The 23320-nt window shown below is 71.4% G+C and carries 19 protein-coding genes; 5 read left to right on the forward strand and 14 right to left on the reverse strand.

Annotated elements, in window-relative coordinates; genetic code table 11:
* Window positions 1-4 precede the first annotated feature (4 nt).
* The 8 genes from OG917_RS22230 to eccD all read right to left on the reverse strand — a co-directional run bounded on the left by OG917_RS22230 (window position 5) and on the right by eccD (window position 7142).
* A complete protein-coding gene (locus OG917_RS22230; protein ID WP_328319362.1) occupies window positions 5-331 on the reverse strand; it encodes a hypothetical protein in 327 nt (108 codons plus the stop codon).
* Window positions 324-785: a YbaB/EbfC family nucleoid-associated protein gene (locus OG917_RS22235; protein ID WP_328319363.1), complete on the reverse strand. Its 462-nt coding sequence runs from the start codon at window positions 783-785 to the stop codon at window positions 324-326. The genes OG917_RS22230 and OG917_RS22235 overlap by 8 nt, the downstream gene beginning before the upstream one ends.
* A complete protein-coding gene (locus tag OG917_RS22240; protein ID WP_328319364.1) occupies window positions 785-2827 on the reverse strand; it encodes a hypothetical protein in 2043 nt (680 codons plus the stop codon). Before OG917_RS22240 ends, OG917_RS22235 begins: the two co-directional genes overlap by 1 nt.
* 117 nt (window positions 2828-2944) lie before the next feature.
* On the reverse strand, window positions 2945-3373 hold the full coding sequence (locus OG917_RS22245; RefSeq protein ID WP_328319365.1) for a hypothetical protein: 429 nt from the start codon (window positions 3371-3373) through the stop codon (window positions 2945-2947).
* Between the two features lie 2 nt (window positions 3374-3375).
* Entirely contained in the window at window positions 3376-3660 is a 285-nt protein-coding gene (locus OG917_RS22250; protein ID WP_266853682.1) for a WXG100 family type VII secretion target, read from the reverse strand.
* A 68-nt stretch (window positions 3661-3728) separates the two neighbouring features.
* The gene (locus OG917_RS22255) at window positions 3729-4076 is read right to left on the reverse strand and encodes a hypothetical protein (RefSeq protein ID WP_328319366.1); all 348 of its coding nucleotides are present in this window, start codon (window positions 4074-4076) and stop codon (window positions 3729-3731) included.
* Window positions 4077-4195: 119 nt separating this feature from the next.
* Window positions 4196-5701: a type VII secretion protein EccB gene (gene eccB, locus OG917_RS22260; protein ID WP_328319367.1), complete on the reverse strand. Its 1506-nt coding sequence runs from the start codon at window positions 5699-5701 to the stop codon at window positions 4196-4198.
* Between the two features lie 52 nt (window positions 5702-5753).
* Complete coding sequence (gene eccD, locus OG917_RS22265) at window positions 5754-7142, reverse strand: type VII secretion integral membrane protein EccD (protein WP_328319368.1); 1389 nt, start codon at window positions 7140-7142, stop codon at window positions 5754-5756.
* Window positions 7143-7359: 217 nt separating this feature from the next.
* On the opposite strand from eccD, the gene eccCa reads away from it, so the two are divergent.
* Window positions 7360-11388, forward strand: a complete 4029-nt coding sequence (eccCa, locus tag OG917_RS22270) for a type VII secretion protein EccCa (protein ID WP_328319369.1) — start codon at window positions 7360-7362, stop codon at window positions 11386-11388.
* Window positions 11389-11548: 160 nt separating this feature from the next.
* Window positions 11549-12127, forward strand: a complete 579-nt coding sequence (locus OG917_RS22275) for a dihydrofolate reductase family protein (protein ID WP_328319370.1) — start codon at window positions 11549-11551, stop codon at window positions 12125-12127.
* A 196-nt stretch (window positions 12128-12323) separates the two neighbouring features.
* Here OG917_RS22275 and OG917_RS22280 read toward each other — a convergent pair whose 3' ends face one another.
* From OG917_RS22280 to OG917_RS22290, 3 genes are all read right to left on the reverse strand, one after another.
* Window positions 12324-12734, reverse strand: a complete 411-nt coding sequence (locus tag OG917_RS22280) for a DUF3592 domain-containing protein (protein WP_328319371.1) — start codon at window positions 12732-12734, stop codon at window positions 12324-12326.
* A 244-nt stretch (window positions 12735-12978) separates the two neighbouring features.
* Window positions 12979-14193 (reverse strand): S8 family serine peptidase, encoded by a 1215-nt coding sequence (locus OG917_RS22285; protein ID WP_328319372.1) that lies wholly within the window; start codon window positions 14191-14193, stop codon window positions 12979-12981.
* A 151-nt stretch (window positions 14194-14344) separates the two neighbouring features.
* The gene (locus OG917_RS22290) at window positions 14345-17641 is read right to left on the reverse strand and encodes a right-handed parallel beta-helix repeat-containing protein (RefSeq protein WP_328319373.1); all 3297 of its coding nucleotides are present in this window, start codon (window positions 17639-17641) and stop codon (window positions 14345-14347) included.
* Window positions 17642-17900: 259 nt separating this feature from the next.
* Between OG917_RS22290 and OG917_RS22295 the strand changes: the two genes are divergently transcribed.
* Window positions 17901-19139 (forward strand): cytochrome P450, encoded by a 1239-nt coding sequence (locus OG917_RS22295; protein ID WP_328319374.1) that lies wholly within the window; start codon window positions 17901-17903, stop codon window positions 19137-19139.
* 186 nt (window positions 19140-19325) lie between these two features.
* On the opposite strand, the gene OG917_RS22300 is transcribed toward OG917_RS22295, so the two are convergent.
* On the reverse strand, window positions 19326-20336 hold the full coding sequence (locus OG917_RS22300; RefSeq protein ID WP_328319375.1) for an NADP-dependent oxidoreductase: 1011 nt from the start codon (window positions 20334-20336) through the stop codon (window positions 19326-19328).
* Window positions 20337-20446: 110 nt separating this feature from the next.
* Here OG917_RS22300 and OG917_RS22305 point away from each other — a divergent pair, with 110 nt between their 5' ends.
* Window positions 20447-21025, forward strand: a complete 579-nt coding sequence (locus OG917_RS22305) for a TetR/AcrR family transcriptional regulator (RefSeq protein ID WP_328319376.1) — start codon at window positions 20447-20449, stop codon at window positions 21023-21025.
* A 43-nt stretch (window positions 21026-21068) separates the two neighbouring features.
* Here OG917_RS22305 and OG917_RS22310 read toward each other — a convergent pair whose 3' ends face one another.
* Window positions 21069-21629 (reverse strand): TetR/AcrR family transcriptional regulator, encoded by a 561-nt coding sequence (locus OG917_RS22310; protein ID WP_328319377.1) that lies wholly within the window; start codon window positions 21627-21629, stop codon window positions 21069-21071.
* A 252-nt stretch (window positions 21630-21881) separates the two neighbouring features.
* Here OG917_RS22310 and OG917_RS22315 point away from each other — a divergent pair, with 252 nt between their 5' ends.
* The gene (locus OG917_RS22315) at window positions 21882-22817 is read left to right on the forward strand and encodes an MBL fold metallo-hydrolase (protein WP_328319378.1); all 936 of its coding nucleotides are present in this window, start codon (window positions 21882-21884) and stop codon (window positions 22815-22817) included.
* A 72-nt stretch (window positions 22818-22889) separates the two neighbouring features.
* Here the strand turns inward: OG917_RS22315 and OG917_RS22320 are convergent, their stop codons facing one another.
* Entirely contained in the window at window positions 22890-23267 is a 378-nt protein-coding gene (locus OG917_RS22320) for a VOC family protein (RefSeq protein ID WP_328322080.1), read from the reverse strand.
* Window positions 23268-23320 lie beyond the last annotated feature (53 nt).

Here is a 23320-nt window from a genome sequence, read left to right on the forward strand (position 1 = left end):
CTCATCACTTGGAGTCGTTCGACCAACTGGTCGCGAGTGACTTGGCTTCGTCCTCCACCCGGTCGAACAGGGCCATCACGTCGGATCCCGAGTACCCGACCTGCTCGACCAGGGTCTTGAGCAGGGTCAGCAGGTCGTGCAGGTGTTTCATACCGGGGTCGATGGTCTCGTGGTACTGCTTGGCGATCTCGTCGTCCTTGCCGCCGCCATCGATATTGATCTGGTCGATCTGGGCCAGGTAGTCGCCGATCTGCTTGATCAGCTCCCCGATCTGCGGGTACTGGGCGAACTGCTGCTTGAGCTGGTCGATGGTGGTGATCTTCTCAGCCATCCGAGGCACCCCCCTTCCCCTTGCCCGTGCCGTTCCGCCCGGCGCCCGGTGTGCCGCCCGGACCCCCGGGGCCCGGCCACATCTCCCGCAACGGACCCATCAGGTCGTCGAACTCGCTGCCGCCCGTCATCGACTTGCGCATGGCGGCGCCCGCTCCCTGGAACGGCGACATGGTCTCGCGGACCTTCTGCCCGGCCTGCTCCCTGGCCTTGCCGATGACCTCGACCAACGCCGCGCCCAACTCGGCGGGCGCCATGTCGCGGTACGCGTCCGTATGGAACTTGATCTCCCGCACGTCGCCCTGGGCGCCCACGACGACTGTCAGCATCCGGTCCTTCGACTGCACGGTGACCGTGTACTTGGCCAGCTCCCGCTGGGTCGCGAGGAGGGAATCGCGGTGCTCGGCGAGCTTTCCCATCATCTCGTCGAGCTGTTCCTGGAATCCGTTACCCATCAGCCGATCACTCCCGGTGCTGCTGCCTGGGAGGTGCCCCAGGTCTCTTCGTCCTCTGCCAGCCAGGTGCGGCGCTCACGGTCCCGCTCGCCGCCGCCCCCGCCGCCGCCTCCGCCACCCATGGGAGGCATCATCGGCTGTCCGTTGGACGACGTGCGGTTCATCGCGGAGGACTGCCTGACCGCGGACTCCTCCGCGGCCAGACTGGGCTCGTCGGCCGAGGTGCGGGTCCGGACGCGCTCCGAGACCGAGGTCTTGGGGTCGCCGATGCTCCGGCCGTTGGGGAGCCGCTCGTTGACCCGGGGCGGCAGCTCCTCCAGGTTCAGTTTGTTCTTGCCGCCGCCTCCGGTCTTGTACCCGTACCCGTTGCCGCTGGTCTCGGTACGTGCGCCACCGCGAATCTGGGAGAGGGCCTTCTGGTAGGCCTTCTCCTGCTCGACCTCCTGGGCCTCCTGCGCCTTCCGCTGCTTGAGCTGCTTCTCCTGCAGTTCCTGCTGGTCCTTCAGCTGCTGCTGCTGGTTGACCTTCTGCTGCTTGATCTGCTTCTCGGCCAGCTCCTGCTGCTCCTTCAGCTGCTGCTGGCCGGTCCTGCTGTTGCCGCTGCTGTTGCCGATCGACGTGCTGGGGCCGATGTGGGAGTTCGGCGGAGCCATGAGGGGCTTCTTGTCGGCGCCCAACAGCAGTTTGCCGTCGGGCCCGGTGATCGTGCCGTCCTTGTTGATGTGGGACCCGGGCGGGATCTGGGTTTCGTTGCCCTTCGAGTCCTTGATCGACTGGTTGTTCTTGTCGAGCAGCGTGTTGCCGGCGCCGTCACCCTCGCTGGTCTGCGGGGGGCCGGTCGTCTTCGACTGCGGCGGCGGGGGCGGGACGTCGGATTCGGTCTTCGGCGGCCCGGTGATGCCCGACCCCGGCGGCTTGTCGCCGGTGTCGGTGTCGTCGCCGGGTGGTTCGTCGCCGGTGTCGGTGTCGTCGCCGGGTGGTTTGTCGCCGGTGTCGGTGTCGTCGCCTGGGGGCTTTTTGTCACCGGAGTCGGTGTCGTCGCCCGGCGGCTTCGGTGCGTTGAGATCGCGGTACGGCGGCTTGGTGAGGGCAGCCGCCGGGATCACGTCGATTGCGGCCTGGTAGGCGGTTTGCACGTAGCCCATCTGGGGCTTGGCGACGATGTCCAGCACATCCGCCACCCCCTTCAGCCAGGCGTCCTTCGACTGCTGCTCCAGCGTGGACCAGAATTCCGGCTTCGTCGGATCTCCGAGTCCTGGTACGTCGAGAGAGACGGAACCCCTGTCCGAGCCGAACGTGAGTTTCGCGCCGGCCATGGCGTTGAAGAACGCGTCGTGGACATGAGTGGCGGGCCAGCCGCCCGGGGCGTTGCGGAAGGCGTCGGCCGCGTTGACCAACGCGGCCATCGCATCGTGGAGCTTGACCCGCGCACTGTCGATGAGAGCCGGGATGTCCCCGCGGTTCACCACCTCCTGGTGGAGGTACGCCACCTGCTGCTGCACGGCCACGAGGACCCGCTTGAAGGCCCCGGCCGCCGTGCCCTGCATCTCGGAGTCCGGCACGTTGATGTCTTTGACCCACGCCTTGATGTCGTTCTCCAGGAAATCCATGTGATTGAGAACGTTGCGCAGCATCATCGCACCGTCGTCGAAACTGCCGACGCTGGTCGAGGAGTTGCCGATCAAGGTGTTCAACGGCGGCCCGATGATGGCCCAGGGTTCGTGGATGAACTTGGACAGCGCGGTGTCCGGGCCGTTCGCCCCGACTTCGGGCGTCAGGCTGAACCCGACCTGGTAGGTGTATCTGCTGCCGCCACTGGCTGCCCAGCCCTGCGACCAGCCGTAGTCATAGCCTGAGGGGGGGCCGGCGTCGCCATTGGTGTCCGAGACTGCCACGTGATCGGTCTTGAACCACGGATCCTTGGTCACATCCGTGCGGTTGGTCACCTTGGCCAGATCCCCGTCCTTGGGGGCGACGAACGCGAGTGCGTCCTCCCACTTCCGGTCGGGGAAGGAGTCCTCCGGCTTCGGGGGGGTGGCCATGGCGGGTTCCTTACGGGTGTGATGCAGACGGTTGCGCGGTGCGGAGGCTGAGCCGTGGAGGCGCCGGACGGTCCGGCACCGCCCGGCGCTGACGTCGGACGGTGCCGCGTACCGGAGTTACGGGCTGGGAGGGGCGGTGGGAGCGCCGCCGAACTCCTTGAGGGCGTTCGCCAGCTCCATGTTCATCTCCGCCGCCGTCAGGGCGGCGTCGTCCTCGCTGTTCTGGAGAATGGTGTCGACGGTCGCCATGTCGATCGACAGGGTGGTGAAACCGTCCCCGATGGCGTCCAGCTGTGTCTTGAGGCTTGAGCAGAGCTGAGTGAACACCTTGTGCAGAGTCGCGTCGGCGCCCAGGGTGCCCGAGCCAGACTGGAGTCCCTTGTGGACGCCCGACTCGGATGCGTATTCGCCCAGCGTCGCGTAGTCGGGGCCCGACTGGAGCCAGCCCTGGAGCCCGAGGACCCTGGTGCGGGCCTCGCCCTTGAGCCAGCCCTCGGTCACCTTGAAGGTGCCGGTGTCCCCGTCGTCGCCGTCGTCCTTGGCCATGGTCAGAACATCCCTGAGCCGCGCTTGTCACCCGCGACCTGGCCGTCGACCATTTCCTTCAGGGCCTGCTGGCCGGTGCCGAACTGGGCGTTCATCGTCTGTATGGCGGTGTTGGCCTGGTTCTGGAAGTCCTCGTACACCGCCGCGGTCTGACCGGAGAAGGACGCCTTGAGCGGGCCGAGCTGACTGAGCAGTTCCTGGAGCGCGTTCACCATGTCCGTGTTGGCCTTGACCATGTCGTCGATGGCCGCGTTGGCACGCTGGACTTCGAGTGTGACGTCCGCCATGTCCGGTCGTCCTTTCGGGAGATGTGAGAGAGGGAAGAGGCCGTGCGGGTACGCGAGTTGGCCGTGGATCAGCCGGAGAGGGCCTGGTAGTAGCCGTTGCCGCCGCCGTCCCACGCGCTCGCGTACTGGGAGGCGTCCATCTCACTGGTGTTGTGGATGGTGTCGGCCGCCGTCAGCGAGGAGTGCAGGGCGTCGACCTTGCCCTTGATGTCGTTGTACGACTGCATCCACTGCTGGAGCTTGCTGCTGAAGATGCTGGAGGAGTCGGCGACGTACGCCATCCGTACGTCGTCGTGGATCGCCGATACCGTGGCACCCGCACGGGCCATGGTGGCCACGTGGTTCTCCAGGGCCGTACGGGCCTTGTCGACGTCGACTTGCTGCCGGTTGAACAGCCCAGGCGCGTTATCACTCATGGTCGGCCCCATTCGCATCAGGTCACATCAGGATTCGGACATGTGTCGTCACGATACTCATGAGAAGCGCTCAACTGACCCTGCTGGATCGATATTTGATCTTCGCTTGAGCTTTGACGTCAATTGTTGATGCATCGTTCGTCGGATTGATTCGGGGTGCCTGCAACTCTTTCCTTACCGGTACCTTCCGCAGTGGGCCGGCCGGCCCCTACGATTGCGCCCCGCACCAGCGCCTGCGGGTCGAGACTCGGTCCGGTCGGCAGCAGGTCCAGCAGCCGAGCGGGCAGCTGTACCGCCTCGCTCACCGGGTAGCCGAGCTGCTTGAGAGCATCGTCACCGGGCACCGGATACGCGGCGCCCGCGTCAGTGACCAGGTAGCGGGTGGAACCGGTGCCGGCCGTGGAGTGGGCCGTCACCAGGGCGCCCGAGCCCGGTCGCACCCAGATCCGGTCCGCGGCCAGGCACCCGGCACGTACACCCGGTTCGGCGTCCGGCGCCCCGCCCGGCACCTGTGTGGCGTCGACCAGTGCCACCGTCGTGGTGTGCCCGGAGCCGCTGGGAGCGACCCGGGCGCACACGTCCTGACCTGCGGCGGCCGACACCGGATGCGGTGCGGTCGCGGGCAGGTCGGCGGCGAGCGCCGCACCTGCCGACGCCGGGACCTGATGGGCGGCCAGGTCGGCCGCGCCCACCGCGCGTTCGTGCACCGCGTCGCCGCCGTACGCCTGCGCCTGGGTGCGCGGATCACCGAGCAGCAGCCGGTGCAGGGTGTCCGTCAGCGGTACGAGCCCGTCCTTGCGCAGCAGATAGTGCTGGCCGCTGTCGCCGGTGAACAGCTGCCCGGTCCGGCTCGCCGCACCCGCCAGCCGCGGACCCGCCCCGCCACGGCCCGGCACCTCGGGGGCCGCCAGGTCGGGCCCGGCCACCAGCGAGGCGAGGAAGGCGTCACCGACCGGGTACGGGGCGGTGGTCCCCGCCCAGCCGAGCGCCGCAGCCGCACCGTGCTTGGTGTCGACCGCGAAGCGTCGCCCCTGCCAGAGGAGTTGGACCCCGCCATTGGGTGACGACACCAGTACGCCGTCCGTGGCGCCCAGCCCGTTGCCGCTCGGTTCGGCGCCGATCACCGCGGAGGTGACCGTGCTGGTGCCTCCGGTTCCGGTGTCCTTGCGGCCCGCGCAGACCGACCAGGTGCCCCGGTCGAGCGCGCCCTTCGGCAGGCCGTCGGGCGCACCCACGATGCCGAGCGGTGTGCCTCGCGGAGTGTCCCCGAGGGAGGCCGCGGCGACCTGCTGGACGGACAGCTTGTCCCCGGCCAGCAGCCGCGCCGACGCCTCGTTGAGTACGGGGTGCAGCGTGCCGCCGATGTAGACGTACCGGGCCCCCGAGTCCTTGACCACCACCAGCGCGCCGTCGGTGCGCCAGGACGTCGCGCCGCCGGGCGAGATCAGGCCGTACAGCGTCGTGACCAATGCGGCCAGACAGGCGGCCAGCAGGCCCCAGATGATGCCGCGCCAGGTCCGGGCGGTCGGGGTGTCGGGTGCGTCCGGTTCGGCGCGCTGCATACCGGAGGAGAGGCGGCCCATGACGAACAAATGGGCCTGGACCTGGTCACGCCTGGACTGCATGGGGGTTCCTCACTGCTCTGCTTCCTCAGTGTGCTGATCGTGAGCGGGACCGTCAGCCCCAGATGCCGCGCAGCGTGCCGAACACCCCGGCCAGCAGCATTGCGAGCGGCAGCAGCACGAGCGCCGTCAGGCTGTGCAGCATGTCGGCCGCGCGCCCCCAGTACGGCACCAGCCTGCGGCCGGGCACGGTCCAGGCGGCGATCACCGTGACCGCCGCTGCGGCCGTCAGGATGCCGGTGACCTCAAGCCGCCCCGGCAGGCCGGTACCGACCGCGTCCGTGCAGGCCGCGAGTACCAGGGCGTAGGCCCCGGGCACCGCCATGACCAGACGCTGCCAGGCACCGCCGACGGTCCGGGTGTGCAGCAGCAGCAGGAGGCCGAGCGCCACCGCGAGGACCGGCGCGGGCCAGCCGTCGGATTCGGGCCCGGTGAGCAGCGCCGTCACACAGCCCGCGAGGATCAGCCCGAGCGCGGCGGAGCAGCCGGTGGCGTAGTCGTCGGCGGACCGGGCGCGCACCCGGACCCGCTCGGCCTCGAAGGGCTCGATGCCCTCCTGGAGTTCGTCGGCGCTGGACGGCAGTGGTGGCAGCCGCAGCCCGGCCAGGCGGAAGGCCAGACCCGGTACGAAGCTTCCGGTGGCGACCGCGCCCACCGCGAGATAGCCGGCGGCGTGCGACAACGGCACACCGCCCGCGCAGACGATGCCGCCGACCGCAGCGAACAGGGCGACGGTGAAGGCCCCCAGGAACAGCGGGGCGAACGCGCCGACCGCGGCCAGCGCGAGGACCGCGGCGCCGGCCGCCGCCGCGCCGCCTGCCAGCAGCCGCGGACCGAACACGGACTCGCCGTGCCCGGCGGTCGGCAACAGCGCCCCGGCCAGCGCCAGATGGGGCACGGCCATCAGTCCGAGAGCGGCGCCTGCCCCCGCGTCCCCGACAGCGCGCGACGCGGCTGTGGCCCCGGCGAGCAGCAGTACGGCGAGTACGGCGGCAGCGGCGGCCCGCCAGCCGGTGGGGCCGGGCAGCGCGACGGTGAACAGAGCCGCCGTCAGACCGGCCACGGCAAGACCGATCAGCAGCCGTCTGGTCAGCGCGGGACGCCAGGTGTCGGGCCGGGCCCGGAGCGTCTCGCCGATTCCGTCGACCAGATCGTCGAAGCCGACTTCGGGAAGGGTCTCGTGACGGGCCCGCAGGTACAGCGTCTCGCCGTCGCGCAACTCCAGCGACTGCGGGGTCCCTTCCTCGTCCAGGGGTGCGGCGCCCAGCCGCTGGAGGGTCCAGCCGCCATCGGCGGCGCCCTGCTCGTGCAGCTCCCCGCCGGCGTACTCGACGAGAACGGGGATGAGGTCGGCCAGCGGTACGTCGACCGGTACGCCCAACTCATAGGAATTTTCAGGCGCTCTTACGGCTATTCGGCACAATCCGACGGTGGTGTCGCTCACGGCGTTTCGATTCTCTCCCGTCCGGGGGTGCGGGTCGACCCGGGAACGGGGCGAACACTATCGTGAGTTCGAACCGATCATCGGCTCAACTGCCTGGCTGTCAATGGTGGGTGGTTGATGGAATTCTCCTGCGGCACAACGGACAACTGTTTCTGTCCGCCCGTTAACCCACAGGTAATTCAACTCTGTCTCCTTGGACCAGGAAGGCCCTGCCCTCTTGAGCACCGTCACGTTCAGGCGCCCCCCGCGCCGGCCGGGCCCGCAGCTGCCGCAGGGCGAGCTGACCCTCCAGGAACCACCCGCGCTGCCCGAGTCCCAGAGCGCCATGAGCGGCGTCATCACCTATCTGCCCATGGCGCTGAGCTCGCTCGGCATGGTACTGATCTTCATCAGGCCCGGCGAGAGCAGCGGCATCCTGATGTGGGTCGCCATCGGGATGATGCTGCTGTCCGCGGTCGGCATGCTCATCAGTCAGTTCATCCGCGCGGCCGGAGACCGCAAACGGCGGCTGCGCGGCGAACGGCGCGACTATCTGCGCTACCTGGCCACCAGCCGCCGCCGTATCCGCAAGGCCATCGACGAGCAGCGGCGTGCCGATGCCTGGCACCACCCCGAGCCCGGTTCGCTCGCCTCGCTGGTGCGCGGCGGGCGGCTCTGGGAGCGCCGCACCACTCATGAGGACTTCGCCGAGATCAGGGTCGCCACCGGCACCCGTCAGCTCGCGCTCACCCTCAATCCGCTCTCCACCAAGCCCGTCGAAGACCTCGAACCGCTCTGCGCACACGCGCTGCGCCGCTTCATCCGGGCGTACTCGACGGTGCCGGGGCAGCCGATCGCGGTCCGGATGCGCTCCTTCGCCCGGGTGATCCTGCTGTCCGGCAGCAAGGCCGGGGAGGAGACCGGACCCCATGGCGCGGAGGGCGCCGCGACGGCCGGGCGCAATCTGGAGACCGCCCGCGGAGTCGCACGCGCCATGGTCGGACAGCTCGCCGTGCTGCACGCCCCGGAGGATCTCGCCGTCGTGGTCGTCGCCGACGGCGGCGCGATCCCTGACTGGGAGTGGGTGAAGTGGCTGCCGCACGCGCAGCACCCGTCCGACACCGACGGCGCGGGCACCTCCCGCCTCGTCGCCGAAGCCGTCTCCGAGCTGGAGCCGCTGCTGGGTGAGGAGTTCGGCGGGCGCCCGGCGTTCGAGCCGGGCGCCGAACCGAGCCGCGACGAGCCGTACACCGTCATCGTCCTGGACACCGCCGCGGTCCCCGCCGGCGCGCGAATAGCCGGGCCCGGCTACCGCAACGCCCTGGTCCTCGACGTACGCGGGGCCCTCGACGGGGCCTCCGCGCGCGGCACACTGCGCTTCCGCGTCACCCCCGACGACCTCTCGATGGTCACCACCGACCCGGACGGCAAGACCGCTGAGACGTCCGTGGGCCGCCCCGAGACCCTCGGCCCGCGTGCCGCGCGGGCACTGGCCGCGGCCGTGGCCCCGTACCGGCTGGGCGCCACCGCCCGCTCCGAGCAGCCGCTCCAGGAGGACATGGAGCTGACCGGTCTGCTCGGCATCCACGATCTGCACTCCGCCGACCTCACCCGGCTGCACGAACGGCGTGCGTCCGGCGACCGGCTGCGTGTCCCCGTCGGTCTCGCCGCCGACGGCAGCCAGGTGTTCCTGGACATCAAGGAGTCGGCGCAGGGCGGCATGGGCCCGCACGGGATGCTCATCGGCGCCACCGGATCGGGCAAGTCGGAGCTGCTGCGCACCCTGGTGCTCGGCCTCGCGCTCACCCACTCGTCAGAGACGCTCAACTTCGTACTCGTCGACTTCAAGGGCGGCGCGACCTTCCTCGGTCTCGACCGGCTGCCGCACACCTCCGCCGTCATCACCAACCTCGCCGACGAGGTGGCGCTCGTGGACCGTATGCGGGACGCCCTGCACGGTGAACTGATGCGCCGCCAGGAACTCCTGCGCAAGGCGGGCAACTACGCCTCGCTCCTCGAGTACGAGAAGGCCCGCGAAGGCGGCGCCGATCTCGCACCGCTGCCCACGCTCTTCGTCGTCGTCGACGAGTTCAGTGAACTCCTCGCCGCCCACCGCGACTTCCTCGACCTGTTCGTCATGATCGGGCGGCTCGGCCGCAGCCTCGGGGTGCATCTGCTGCTGGCATCGCAGCGCCTGGACGAGGGCCGCATCCACCAGCTGGAGTCCCATCTCTCCTACCGGGTGGGGCTGCGGACGTTCTCCGCGATGGAGAGCCGCGGCGTGCTCGGTGTCCCGGACGCCTACGAGCTGCCGCCGCAGCCGGGCAGCGGCCTGCTGAAGAACGACGTCGGCACGCTCACCCGGTTCAAGGCCGCCTTCGTCTCCGGGCCCTACCGGGTCGTCCGCCCCGCGGCACGCCAGGCGGTCGTCGCCGGACAGGTCGTGCCGTTCCAGGCCGGCTGGGTTCCGCCGAGGCAACTGCCGAAGAGTGAACTCGTCGAGCCGGAAGGCACGCCCGCCGAGACGGCTCCGGCCGATGAGGCCACCGCCAGCCTGCTCACCATCGCCGTCGAGCGCCTGGAGGAGTCGGGCCCGCTCGCCCACCAGGTGTGGCTGCCCCCGCTCGCCGAACCGCCCACGCTCGATCTGCTGCTGCCCCCGCCCGGATCGCCCGAAGCGCGCCGACCGCTCACCGTGCCGGTCGGTATCGTGGACCGGCCGTTCGACCAGCGGCGCGACGAGCTGACCGCCGACCTCTCCGGTGCGGGCGGGCACGTCGGCATCGCGGGTGGCCCGCAGAGCGGCAAGAGCACCCTCGTCCGTACGCTCATCACCGCCGTCGCCCGCACCCACACCCCGCGCGAGGTGCAGTTCTACTGCCTCGACCTGGGAGGCGGCGGGCTCTCCGCGCTCTCCGGACTCCCGCACGTCGGCGGGGTCACCGGCCGTCTCGACCCGGAGCGGCTGCTCCGCACCGTCGCCGAGATCACCGCGCTGATCGCCCGCCGTGAGCGGCAGTTCGCCGATCACGGCCTGGGCTCCATGGCCGACTTCCGGCGCAGGCGTGCGGCCGGTGAGTTCGCCGACGATGCCTACGGTGACGTCTTCCTCGTCGTCGACGGCTGGAGCACGATCCGCCAGGACTTCATGGACCTGGTGCCGACCTTCACCCTCATCGCTTCCCGCGGGCTCAACTTCGGCGTCCACCTGATCATCGCCGCCACCCGCTGGGGCGAGATCGGCAGCGCCCTGCGCGACCAGCTCGGGACCCGCTTCGAACTGCGGCTCGGTGACCCGGTCGACTCCGCGATCAACATGCGGGCCGCCGCGACCGTGCCGAAGATCCCCGGCCGGGGGCTCACCGACGAGCGGCTGCACTTCCTGGCCGCGCTGCCCCGTATCGACGGAGACCCCTCGGTCGACACCCTCTCGGACGGCGTGGACGCCCTGGTCCGCGAGACGGCCGCCGCCTGGGACGGGCCCAAGGCACCGCCCGTACGGATGCTGCCGCTCACCCTGCCCGCGTCCGAACTGCCCGAACCGGACGGTGACCTGCGCGTCCCGATCGGCCTGCGGGACGTCCAGCTGGACACCTTCCGCCACGACTTCGAGGAGAACCCGCACCTGGTCGTGGTCGGCGACGCCGAGTCCGGCAAGACCAACCTGCTCGCGATGGTCTGCGAAGCAGTCACCCGGCGGTACGGCCCCGGCGAGGCCCGGGTCATGGTCACCGACTACCGCCGCCGCCTGGCCGGAGCCGTACCGGAGCCCTACCGTCTCGGGTACGCCGTCGGCCCGGCCCAGCTCCAGGAGATGGTCAGCGGCTCCGCCCGCGCCATGGCCGACCGGGTGCCGGGCCCGGACATCGCACCGGAGCGGCTGGCGAAGCGCGACTGGTGGAAGGGGCCGCGGCTGTTCGTCGTCATCGACGACTACGAGCTGATCGGCAGCGGCGGACCTGACCCGTTCACCCCGCTGCTGCCGTATCTGGCACAGGGCACCGAGGTGGGGCTGCACGTCATCGTGGCCCGCAGCGCCAACGGTGCGTCCCGCTCGATGATGACCGACCAGCTGCTGCGCCGTCTCGTCGAGGCCAACACACCGGTGCTCCAGCTGTCCTGCCCGCCCACCGAGGGGCAGATCATCACCGGCACCAAGCCGAGGCTGCTTCCGCCCGGCCGGGGTCTCTACATCACGCGCCGCAGCACGGTGCAGGTACAGACGGCGCTGCGCGACGAGCGGGCGGAGCGGGAAGCGGGGGAGTAGGCGGAGCGGGATGCCGAGGTGGGGCCCGAGGTAGGGGGCGCTGACTCGGGAGTCCGCGGGCCGCGATCCGAACGGCCCTGCGGGTCTACCGGCAGGCGCGGCGCCGCGCCCCTAACCTCGGCACCCCACCACGCGATCAGCCGCACCTGAGGAGCGCATCATGACCGCCGCCTACACCTTCGACGTCTTCTCCAGCCTCGACGGCTTCGGCACCGCGAGCAGCGGGTGGAGCGGCTACTGGGGCAAGCAGGGCCCCGAGCTTCTGGCCCATCGCCTCGCCCTGTACGCCGAGGAGCAGCGGATGGTCCTCGGGGCCAACACCTACCGGGCGTTCGCACAGCTGCTGGCCGCGAGCAGCGAGGAGTCGGACGTACGTGACCCCTGGGTGACACGGATGAGGAGCCTGCCCGCAACGGTGGTGTCGAGCACTCTGGAAGGCCCCCTCGACTGGCCGGACGTGACCGTCGTGCCCGGCGACGCCGTCGACGTCGTCGCCCGGCTCAAGGAGGAGTCCGGGGTACCGCTGCGCTCGCACGGCAGCCTGTCGATGAACCGGGCGCTGATGGCCGCCGGTCTGGTCGACCGCGTACAGGTGACCCTCTTCCCTGTGGTCACCGGCCGGACCGGACAGAATCCGATCTTCCGGGGTGCGGCCGACTTCGACCTGGAACTGATCGAGTCCCGAACGCTCGACAGCCATATCCAGGAGCTCACCTACCGCCCCACCCTGCATGTCTGACGCAGCGGGCGCGGAGCCGACGTCACGACGGGGGCCGTACTGAACTGTCGGTGAAACGACCTGCCCAGGCGCGCGGGGCCTCCGCGACCGCCTTCGCCATCGAGCGGCCGGACCGTGTCGGCGTGGGCGGCATCCTCGTCCGCCCCACAGCGCGGAGCCGGCTCGCGGGATCAACTGCCGGACACGGGATGCTCTGTCACGCCACCGTCGACAACAGCACCCGCGCGCCTATCAGGAAGAACACGGTTCCGAAGACACAGAAGGCGACCATGCCACCGCCGCCGGAGTGGCCGTCGATGGCCATCCGCTGCGGCTTGGCCGGGTCGTAGTGGACGGTGACAGGCGTGCCGGCGCGAACGCTGCTCCGCCGGCTCTTCCCTTGCGAGGACCTGACCTCCATCACCTGACCGCTGGCGGTCTGGTACTGCACCACCGGGTGGTAGCTCGATCCGCCTTCACCGGAGGTCCTGGCCAGCCGGACGACGGTGCCGTATGCCCGCGCTCCGTGGCGTCGCAGCCAACGCGCCTTGAACAGGTTCGCGCCGCCCACGGCCCCGAAGAGCAAGCCGAACGCCATGACGGATATCGACCCCTGTTCTGGACCCATGAACTCTCATCTCCCTCTCGGCTGCGTTCCACCCGGAGCGGCCCGGGGCCGCTCCGTTCCCTTGCCACGTTCGGACGCGGGACCGGAACTCATGGTTCCCCATCACTCTGTGACTGGTGCAGGGCCCCTGCTATGAGGTGCCGTCAGCGCGATCCGGCGTAGCCCCGTCAGCGCACTCGACACGTGCGAACCTGCGAACCTCCCACGTTGACCGATGAGGCACTGGAGCCCTGCCGCCCCGGGGTCAGACCCCCGCGCGCCAGCCCCGGCGCCGTGCGCGCGGGAGCACCACCGCGAGGAACGCCGTCAGCGCGACGAGCCCCGCCGCGCCACCGGCCACCGCGAACGCGCCGGCGTGGGCGCTGTGCCCGGTGCCGGCCGCGAGCTGCGGTGCGGGTTCGGGGCGAGCGGTGCGGGGCGCCGACGTGGGCAGTACGGCTGTCACCGCGCCCGCCGGGTCGACCGTCCCGGCGCCCGTCAGAGGCCGGGTGCCCGCCGCCCCCGGGTAGGCCGTCGACGTCAGCCGGTCCGTGAGCTGCTGGGCGGTCAGGCCGGGACGGTAACTGTCCACCAGTGCGGCCGTACCCGCCACGAAACCGGTCGCCAGGTCGGCGCCGCTGCCGCTGAAGTGCCCGCTTCCACCCGGGCCGATGCTCATGAGGCTGGTGCCGGGGGCCGCGATGCCGGGGGCCGTCGCGGGCGCGGCCTTCTGGTCGGGACCACCCCCGGGAGCGAGCCCGGCGACGGCCAGTACGCCGGGCAGCGCTGCCGGATATGCGGCCGGGGCCGCGTCCCCGGACGAGTTGCTCAGCCCGTACGCCGGGGCCACGACCAGTGCTTCCTGCCGCACCGCATCCCGTACGGCCGAGGTGAGTGAGGCGCTGCCGCGGTTCAGCGCGAGCGGCACATCCACCACCCGGGCCCCGCCCGCCACCGCTGCCCGGATTCCGGCGGCCACCTTGTCGGCGGTCGCCGACCCGTCGGCTCCGGTCACCCGGACCGCCAGGATCCGCGCGTCGGGCGCGACCCCTGCGAACCCGACGCCGGACTTCCGCCCGGCCGCGACGATCCCCGCCACGAAGGTGCCGTGCCCGATGCAGTCCTTGCCCGCGGTCCCGCCCGACACGACATCGGGCCCGGCGGTCACCCGCCCCGCCAGCGCGGGCGCCCCGTCGGCATCGACCCCGGTGTCGACCACGGCGACGGTCACCCCGGCGCCGCGCGCGGAGGGCCAGGCCCGGGAGGGCGCGATGTACCGCTGCGGCCAGGGAGTCAGGTCGGAGTGCTTCTTCGACGGCCGGACACAGCCGCCTGCCGCCGGCGGTGCGGACGAGACGGCGGGGAGAGTCGGGGAGTCGTCGGCGGCAGCGGGCACCGCGGATCCCGCGACGGTGGCCGCGCCCCCGAGGAGCGCGATGAGGGCAGCTGCGACCGGGAGTTGTACGGTGCGGGGCGGCATGCGCATGATCCTATCGACCCGGGCCGAGCGGACCCGGTCCCGCATCCAGCCGTCCGTCCGCCCGTCCCCGCCGGCCGCGACGCCGGGAGCGCGTCGCACCACCGGCTCGGACCCCGGACACTCACCCACCACGCACTCACCCACCGGGCACTCACACCACCAGGTCCTCCGGCAGCAGCATCCGCAGCTCCGCCGCCCCCGCGCCCGGATCGCGGCTCAGCCGCCCCGCCTGCCGCGTCATCATCGACTCCAGCACCTTCCGCGCGAACCTCGCGTTGCCGAAGTGCTCGTCGCGCGGCACCTCTTCGAAGTGCCGCCTCAGCCGTACCACCGTCTCCGGCGCGCAGTCGTACCCGTCCCGGTCGCACTGGCGCCGCACGATCTCCACCAGATGGTCCGCCGAGTACGCGCCGAACGTCACCCGTCGCGAGAAGCGCGAGCCGAGACCGGGGTTGGAGCCGAGGAAGCGGTCCATCTCGCGCTCGTATCCGGCGACCACCACCGCGGTGTCGTCGCGGTGGTCCTCCATCAGTTTCACCAGGGTGTCGACGGCCTCCTGGCCGAAGTCCGAGCCGGAGCCGCCCTCCGGGGTCAGCGCGTACGCCTCGTCCACGAAGAGCACACCGCCGCGGGCCCGCGCGAAGACCTCCTGGGTGAGCTGGGCCGTGTGCCCCACAAAGCGGCCCACCAGGTCCGCCCGCGCCACCTCCACCAGCTGACCGCGCGGCAACACCCCCAGGGCGCCCAGGAGTTCCCCGTACAGCCGGGCCACGGACGTCTTGCCGGTGCCGGGCGGTCCGGCGAAGACCAGGTGGTGGCCGACCGAGGGGGCGGGCAGCCCGGCCGCCCGGCGCCGGCGGGCCGTCGCCAGCAGATTGACCAGATCCTGCACCTGCGACTTGGCGTCGTCGAGACCCACCAGCGACGCCAGCTCCGCCATGATCGCGTCGAGCCTGCCGGTGTCGGCGGGCCCGCTCCCGCCGGCGCCGATGGCCGCCGCCGCCTGCTCGCCCACGTCCGAGGGGAGCAGCGTGGTGAGGTCGTCCTCGGAGACCTCCGGCATCCCCGCGAGCCGCAGGGCCTGCCGGTCGATCAGCTCCTCGAAGACCTTGCGGGCCGCGCGGGCGTTGCCGAACGAGGCGTCCTTGTGCATCCGCTCGAAGCGCACGGCCAGCGCCCGCTCGGTCTCGTCGCCCAGCGTGTACCGGTTCTGCTCACAGAGCAGCCGGACGATGGTGATCAGCTCGGGGACCGTGTAGTTCTCGAATTCGACCGTACGGTTGAAACGGGAGGCGAGGCCCGGGTTGGAGGCCAGGAAGGTGTGCATCTCGGAGGAGTAGCCGGCCGCGATGACCACGACGTCGTCCCGGTGGTCCTCCATCAGCTTGACCAGCGTGTCGACCGCCTCCCGCCCGAAGTCGGCGCCGCCGCCCGATGAGCCGCCCTGGGTCAGCGCGTACGCCTCGTCGATGAACAGCACGCCGCCCAGAGCCTGTTCGAAGACCTCCGTGGTCTTGATGGCGGTACCGCCGACCACCTTTGCCACCAGATCCGCGCGGGCCACCTCGACCAGATGGCCGGAGCGCAGGACGCCGAGGGCCGCGAGGATGCTTCCGTACAGCCGCGCGACGCTGGTCTTGCCGGTGCCGGGCGGGCCCGCGAAGACCAGGTGGCGGGCGGTGGCCGGGACGGGGAGCCCCGCCTCCCTGCGGCGTTCGGCCAGCCGGTTGAGGTTGACCAGGGTGGCGACCTGTTCCTTCACGGCGCCCAGCCCGACCAGCTCGTCCAGCCTGGCCAGCGGGCCCCGCGCGTCGCCGGGGGCGCCCGCCGGGCCGCCGCCCGCGCCGGTGATGTCGGGCTCGCCGTTCTCCTCACTGGTCAGCCGGTCGAGTACCAGCTCGCCCGCGGTGGACCCGCGGCGTACGCCCGCTCCCTTGTTCCCGGTGACCGCACACCCGGCGGCCCGCACGCGCAGCGCGCTGACGGTCCGCAGCCCGTCCCCGCCGCCCGCGGCGAACAGGCACTCCGTCAGCTCGGCGCTCGCCTCCGCCCCGAGGTTCACCCCGTGCCGTCCCGAACCGCGCACCCGGACCCGTACGGCCGTGATCCCGGCTCCGGCGCCGTCCAGCTCGATCCCGTCGGTGCCGGACGCCTCGATCTCGCAGTCGACCAGCGTGACGTCGCCGCCCGCCAGGACCGTGATCCCGGCCCGCGCCGCGGAGCGTACGGCCGTGCCCTGGAAGGAGGGGCGGGCGGCATCGGCGCGGATACCGCTGCCGCCCGCGGACGTCACCGTGCAGGCCTCGCCCTTCCCGCGGGCCCCGTCCCGTACGTCGATGCCGTGCCCGCCGGTGTCCGTCACCTCGACCCGGCGCAGCACCGGGTCCGCGCCGTCCGCGACGACGATCCCGTGCCCGGCCGCGCCGGTGACCGATACCCGGTCCAGCCGGGCGGTGCCGGAGCCGGTGAGCAGGATGCCGTCCGCGGCTCCGCCGGCCACCTCGGTACGGATCAGCACCGTGGACGAACCGTCCTGGACGAGCACCCCGGCCGAACGGGCCCCGGTGACACGGGCGTCGGTGAACGTGCCGCGCGAGCGTCCCGTGACCGCGATGCCGTGGCCGCCGGGCCGGTCCACGCGCAGCCGGATCAGCTCGGGGTCGGTGGCGCCGGACAGGGTGACGCCGTGGGTGGTGGACCCGGTGGCCGCGCAGTCGGTCAGCACGGTCTGCGCGGCCGTCGATATATGGAAGCCGATCACGCAGTCGACGGCCCGCACATCGGTGAACCGGGTGGCTGCGTTCTCCTCCACGGCGATACCGGGTTTCACCGTCCGCTCCACGGTGACGTCGGTGAACGAGCCGCGTGCCCGGCCGTTGGCCAGCACACCGTTGCCCCCGGCGTCCCGGACCGTGCAGCCGCGCACCTCCGTGGCCGCGTCCTCGCCCAGCACGATCCCCGAACTGCCCAGCCGCTCCAGTACGCAGTGCTCGACCACGCTGGTACGCGACGACAGGTCGACGATCCCCGCACCCGCGGGATTGCTCACCGTGGTGTCGCGGATGGCCAGCGAGCCCTCGTCGCGGGCGAGCAGGGCGGTCCAGGAGTTGCCGGTCACCTCGCACTCCTCCAGGGCGGCCTGACCGCGCGGTACGTCCACGACCGGCTCGTCGCCGTCGCCGCCCCCGCCCGCGACCAGCCGCAGCCCCGAGAGCTTCACCGCCTCGGCCAGCACCTGCACGGCGCTGCCGTCACGGGGCGAGATCTCGACGACGGCGCCCGGCTCGTGGGCCACCACGGTGACCAGCTTCGTGACGACCAGGTTTTCCTCGTACCGTCCCGCCCTGACGCTGATCACCGATCCGCCGCGCGCCGCGTTCAGCGCCTCGCCGATGGTGCGGTGGTCGCCCGCGCCTGCCGGGTCCACGACGATCAGATGGCGCGCCACAGGGGCTCCCTCGTGCTCGGTACTCCGGTCGGCCGCCAGCCGCCCGACCGGAGCCCATCATGCCAAGCGGCCGGGTGGCGTGATCCCCGGCAGGCACCCCGCCCGGCCTGACCGCGGCGGCCGGTGCGCACGCGGCGGCGCAGCTCGGGGCGGCATCACCGGCACGGTGTTCGCCGCCGGGCGGCCGGAGCCCGGCGGTTCAACTACCGTGTCGGCACACGCTGTCACGGTTCCGGAGCCCCGCCACACGAGGAGTGCCATGGCCACCGCCCAGGACATCCCGGACATCCTCTCGCCCGAGTTCGCGGCGAACCCGTACCCCGTCTACCGCGCCCTGCGCGAGTCGGTCCCGCTGTTCCGGCACGAGGCCATGCAGAGCTACGTCGTCTCGCGGTACGAGGACGTGGAGCGGGTCTTCAAGGACCGCGAGGGGGCCTTCACCACCGACAACTACGACTGGCAGATCGAACCGGTGCACGGCCGGACGATCCTCCAGCTCAGCGGGCGCGAACACGCGGTCCGCCGGGCCCTGGTCGCCCCGGCCTTCCGCGGCAGCGATCTGGAGCAGAAGTTCCTGCCGGTCATCGAGCGCAACGCCCGCGAGCTGATCGGCGGCCTGCTCGGCGGGGCCGCTCCTGGCACCTCGTCGGGGACCGTGGACCTCGTGGAGGGGTTCGCCACCCGCTTCCCGGTCGATGTCATCGCCGACATGCTGGGCCTGGACAAGGCCGACCACGCCCGGTTCCACGGCTGGTACACCTCGGTGATCGCGTTCCTCGGCAATCTGGCAGGGGACCCCGGGATCGCGGCGGCGGGGGAGCGTACGCGCCGGGAGTTCGCCGCGTACATGATCCCGGTCATCCAGCACCGCAGGGAGCACCCGGGCGACGACCTGCTCTCCACGCTCTGTGCGGCCGAGGTCGACGGGGTACGGATGAGCGACGAGGACATCAAGGCCTTCTGCAGCCTGCTGCTCGCGGCCGGCGGTGAGACCACCGACAAAGCCATCGCGAGCATCTTCGCCAACCTGCTCTCCCACCCGGAGCAGTTCGAAGCCGTACGGGCCGACCGCACCCTCATCGACCGGGCCTTCGCGGAGACCCTGCGCTTCACCCCGCCCGTCCACATGATCATGCGGCAGACCGCCGATGAGGTCACTCTCAGCGGTGGCACGGTCCCGGCGGGGGCCACGGTGACCTGTCTGATCGGCTCGGCCAACCGCGACGGTGAGCGGTACGAGGACCCCGACAGGTTCGACATCTTCCGCACCGACCTGTCGTCGGCCACCGCCTTCTCGGCGGCAGCCGACCACCTGGCCTTCGCGCTGGGCCGGCACTTCTGCGTGGGTGCGCTGCTTGCCAGGGCCGAGGTGGCGACCGGTGTCGGCCAACTCCTGGACGCCATGCCGGACATGCGGCTCGCGGACGGTGTGCCGCCGGTCGAGCAGGGGGTGTTCACCCGGGGGCCGCGGGAGGTACGGGTCCGCTTCGGCCGCTGAACCGCGCTCGGGGCGCATGCGGTCCGGGTACGAACGGACGGGTGCGGGCCGGGCCGACGGACAGCCAGTACACGGCCATCCGGTGCGCGCCGGGATGACGGAGGACGTGACGGCGCGCCGCCTTACGCCCGACCGCTCACGCCGGACGCACCCCGGGCGCTCCGTTTCGGCGCCGTGACGGCCCGCCTAAGGGACGGTGAGCACGATCTTGCCCTGGATGTGCCCCCGGGCGGCGCGTTCGTGCGCTGCCCGGGCGTCCGCGAGTGCGAACGTACTGTCGACCGCGGTGCGGACCGTGCCCGTGTCGAGCAGGCGCCCCAGTTCAGCGAGTTGCGCGCCGTTCGAGCGGACCTGGGTGCCGGTGACCGTGACGCCCAGCCTCGCCGTCTCCGCTTCGTCGAATGCGCCGAAGAACACGGGGAACAGGGAGCCGCCGCGCCTGAGTACGGGCAGGAAGCGGCTGCTGCGCGGGCCGCCGACGGTGTCGAGGACGAGGTCGGCGCCCCGTACGAGTTCTTCGGGACGGCTCTGGGTGTAGTCGATGAACTCGTCGGCGCCGAGCTCCCTGAGGAACGATTCGTGCGCACCCGACGCCACCGCGATGACATGGGCGCCCTTCCATTTCGCCAGCTGCACCGCGAAGTGCCCCACGCCGCCTGCGGCGCCGTTGATGAGCACCGTCGTGCCGGAGCCGAGTGGCACCGGGCGATGCCGCGCCGCCTGGAAGGGGGAGGGGTGGTCGTGTCCGAGCTCGATCAGGAACTGCCACGCGGTGAGCCCGGCCATGGGCGCGCCCGCCGCGTGCACGTGACTGATACGGGCCGGCTTGCGTGCGAGGTCCGCGGCGGGCGCGACCACGTACTCGGCGTAGGTGTTGCCGTCAAAGCTGGGGAAGCGGAGGAGACCGAAGACCTCGTCACCTGCGGCGAGGCCGTCCACATCGGCGGCGACGGCCTCGACGACGCCCGACAGGTCCGTCCCGGGAATCACGGGCAGGCTGAACGCCGGCCTCGTCTCGGGAGGCAGGTTGGACATACCGTCGCGCAGGTACCAGTCCGGCGGGTTGACGCCGACCGCGTGAACGCGGACGAGCACCTCACCCGGCCCCGGCTCGGGAACCGGCACCTCGTCGCAGCGCAGGACTTCAGGTCCGCCGTGCTCATGGAGCCTGACCGCTCTCATCGTGTCTGCCGGCATCGTGCTCTCCTTCCCGCACTGCGGGATAGACTTATCTGGATCAGCGCTCCATATATCCGGATCGCTGATCCGAATATATGGACCACTGATCCGGATAGTCAAGGGGACAGATGCGGGCCGATGCCAGGAAGAACCGCGACCACCTGCTCTCCGTAGCGGGCACCGCCCTCGCCGAGCAAGGCGTCGATGTGTCCCTGCGCGACATCGCACGCAGGGCCGACGTCGGACTCGCGACGCTGTTGCGCCACTTCCCGACCCGCGAGGCACTGCTCGACGCCCTGCTCCGCACGAGCTTCGACGAACTGACGGCGGAGGCGGGCGAGCTCGAAGGGTCGAACTCGCCCAAGGACGCTCTCGTGACGTGGGTGCGCGACTGTGTCGCCTGGACCACCGAGTACCGGGGCGTGACCGTGCTGATGGCCGCCGCCATCGAGGAACCCGAATCCGCACTCCACGCCTCGTGCGTCACCCTGCGCGCAGCCGGCGCGCGGCTCCTCACCCGTGCCCAGGCCGCAGGCGCGGCGCGGCGCGATATTGACGGCACCGACCTCTTCGCGCTGATCGCGGCGCTCGCGTGGCTCGGCGACCAGCCCTCGCTCGCACCCCGCGCCGACCACCTCTTCGACGTGGTCGCGAGCGCGATCCTGGCCGGCGCGGGGAGCGGTGATACCGAGGGCGGAGCGCCGTGACCCCGGCCGGTCCTGCGCGGTGGTTCCGGCGCGGTGTGCGCCGTCAGGGCCGGTCGAGGGCGTTGCTCACGAGTTCGCGCGCGTACGCGGCGTCCAGTGGGCCGGGGCGGAAGAGGATGCGGTACATCATCGGCGCCACGACCCGGTCGATCACCCGTTCCGTGTCGGGCGCGGCCTCTCCGCGCCGCGTCGCACGGTTCAGTACGGCGTCGATCTGTTCCGCGGCGTAGGCGGAGCACCGGCCGGCGTTGGCGCCGCCCGGATCGCCGAGGAGCGCATCCCTGATGTACGCACGCCCGGGCGGGGAGGCCATCTCGTCGAGGAACTGCTCCGCCCACGCGTCGAGGTCGGCCCGCAGGCTGCCGAGATCGACGGGGTCGGTCTCCGGCCTGAGCCGTTCGACCGCGACGTCGGACAGGAGTTCCTGCAGGTCGCCCCAGCGGCGGTAGATCGTGGAGGGGGTCACACCGGCCCGGGCGGCCACCAGGGGGATGGTCATCGCTTCGCGGCCCGTCTCGCCGACGAGTTCGCGGACCGCGGCATGAACGGACTCCTGCACACGGGCACTGCGTCCGCCCGGGCGCGTCATGGGCTTGGGGCTCATACGCTCCACCTTAATGCGAATACGTTGCTTCTAGCCCTCCCTCCCTCCCTCCCTCCCTCCCTCCCTCCCTCCCTCCCTCCTTGCCTGCCCGGCGGGCGGCAGGTGCCCGGTGTGCCGGGGGGCTTTCGCCCCGGGAACCAGGGCATGGCCAATGACCGCGCTAAAAGCGAATCGTTTGCTTTAGATGACCTCAGGGTCTACGGTGCCTTAAAGCAAAGCAGTTGCTTTTACTTCACCCAAGGGAAGATCTCCGTGTCCGAAACCTCGCATCCCCGTGCCGCCGCCACCGCGCAGCCCCCGACCTGGTCCGTGGGCGACCGCGCGGTGCTGCGTATCGACGAGACGGCCCTCCCTGCCGCGACCGGCCCCTGGCTGCTGCCAGGGGCGACCGCGGACGTCGTGTCCCGGACCCCGTGGCTGCGCCCGGACTTCGCCGACGAAGCGGGCGTCCTCCGGCTGGCGAGCCACAGTTTCGCGGTCGAGGTGGACGGGCTGCGGATCCTCGTCGACACGGGCATCGGGAACGGGAAGCGGCGCGCCAACCCCGCCTGGCACAACCTGAACAGCGACTACGAAGCGCGGCTGACGGCGGCAGGCTTCGCACCGGAGACGGTGGACATCGTCATCATGACCCACCTCCACGCCGACCACGTGGGCTGGAACACGCGCTCCGAAGGCGGCAGTTGGGTTCCCACCTTTCCTCACGCGCGCTATCTCACCGCGCGAGCCGAATGGGACTACTGGGCAGGCGTCGAGATGGAGGAGGCGCGGCAGCAGATGTTCCGGGACTCGGTGCACCCCGTCCGGGACGCGGGTCTCCTCGACCTCGTCGACATCGCGGACGGGGGCACGGACATCGCCCCGGGCGTCCGCCTGCTGCCCAGCCCCGGCCATACTCCGGGCCAGGTGACGGTGGAGCTGCGAAGCCGGGGCGAGAGGGCGCTCATCAGCGGCGACAGCGTCCACCATCCGGTCCAGATAGGGCATCCGGAACTCTGCAGCTGCGTGGACATCGCCCCCGGAATCGCCGCCAGGACCCGGCACCGGATGCTCGACTCGCTGGCCGGCACCCCGACCCTGCTGCTCGGCAGCCACTTCCCGCCACCGACCGCCGGTCATGTGCGGCGCGAGGGCGATGCGTACCGGCTGGCGCCGGTCGCACCCGCGGGCGCGACGGCCCGCGGCTGAACGGAGGTCCGGCGCCGCATCCGCGGCCCCGGACCTCGCCCGGCCCGCGGGCCGGGCCACCGGAGGCCTGGATCAGCCCGGGGTGCCGTACGGCTGGGTGATCACTTCCATGGCGTGCCCCGAGGGATCCATGAAGTAGACGCCACGGCCACCGTGCAGATGGTTGATCTCACCGGGCTGCTTCCGGTGCGGGTCCGCGTAGAACTCCGTGCCGGTGGCGCGCATCCTGGCGAAGATCCCGTCGAAGGCATCCTCGGGGACCAGGAAGGCGTAGTGCTGCAGGGGGAGCGGGGAGCCCGGCGGTACGGACGCGAAGTCCAGGGTCACGCCGTTGCTCAGCTCGACCGGGACGAACGGGCCCCACTCGGCGCCGGTCCGCAGGCCGAGAACGGTGGCCAGGAAGTCGGCCGACTCCCGGTTGTCGCGGGCGGGGACGATGGTGTGGTTCAGCTCGACGGGGAACGTCCGGGATGCCGAATCCGTCCCGGGCTGTGATGCTGGAT

Source organism: Streptomyces sp. NBC_00388 (assembly GCF_036061255.1).
Taxonomy (GTDB): Bacteria; Actinomycetota; Actinomycetes; order Streptomycetales; family Streptomycetaceae; genus Streptomyces.

Bases quoted from the DNA above. Each gene is read 5' to 3' on its own strand.
- OG917_RS22230 (WP_328319362.1), bottom strand. From the start codon at position 331: ATGGCTGAGAAGATCACCACCATCGACCAGCTCAAGCAGCAGTTCGCC.
- OG917_RS22250 (WP_266853682.1), bottom strand. From the start codon at position 3,660: ATGGCGGACGTCACACTCGAAGTCCAGCGTGCCAACGCGGCCATCGAC.
- OG917_RS22285 (WP_328319372.1), bottom strand. From the start codon at position 14,193: ATGCCGCCCCGCACCGTACAACTCCCGGTCGCAGCTGCCCTCATCGCG.
- OG917_RS22245 (WP_328319365.1), bottom strand. From the start codon at position 3,373: ATGGCCAAGGACGACGGCGACGACGGGGACACCGGCACCTTCAAGGTG.
- OG917_RS22310 (WP_328319377.1), bottom strand. From the start codon at position 21,629: ATGAGCCCCAAGCCCATGACGCGCCCGGGCGGACGCAGTGCCCGTGTG.
- OG917_RS22305 (WP_328319376.1), top strand. From the start codon at position 20,447: ATGCGGGCCGATGCCAGGAAGAACCGCGACCACCTGCTCTCCGTAGCG.
- OG917_RS22295 (WP_328319374.1), top strand. From the start codon at position 17,901: ATGGCCACCGCCCAGGACATCCCGGACATCCTCTCGCCCGAGTTCGCG.
- OG917_RS22235 (WP_328319363.1), bottom strand. From the start codon at position 785: ATGGGTAACGGATTCCAGGAACAGCTCGACGAGATGATGGGAAAGCTC.
- OG917_RS22280 (WP_328319371.1), bottom strand. From the start codon at position 12,734: ATGGGTCCAGAACAGGGGTCGATATCCGTCATGGCGTTCGGCTTGCTC.
- OG917_RS22275 (WP_328319370.1), top strand. From the start codon at position 11,549: ATGACCGCCGCCTACACCTTCGACGTCTTCTCCAGCCTCGACGGCTTC.
- OG917_RS22240 (WP_328319364.1), bottom strand. From the start codon at position 2,827: ATGGCCACCCCCCCGAAGCCGGAGGACTCCTTCCCCGACCGGAAGTGG.
- eccB (WP_328319367.1), bottom strand. From the start codon at position 5,701: ATGCAGTCCAGGCGTGACCAGGTCCAGGCCCATTTGTTCGTCATGGGC.
- OG917_RS22255 (WP_328319366.1), bottom strand. From the start codon at position 4,076: ATGAGTGATAACGCGCCTGGGCTGTTCAACCGGCAGCAAGTCGACGTC.
- OG917_RS22300 (WP_328319375.1), bottom strand. From the start codon at position 20,336: ATGCCGGCAGACACGATGAGAGCGGTCAGGCTCCATGAGCACGGCGGA.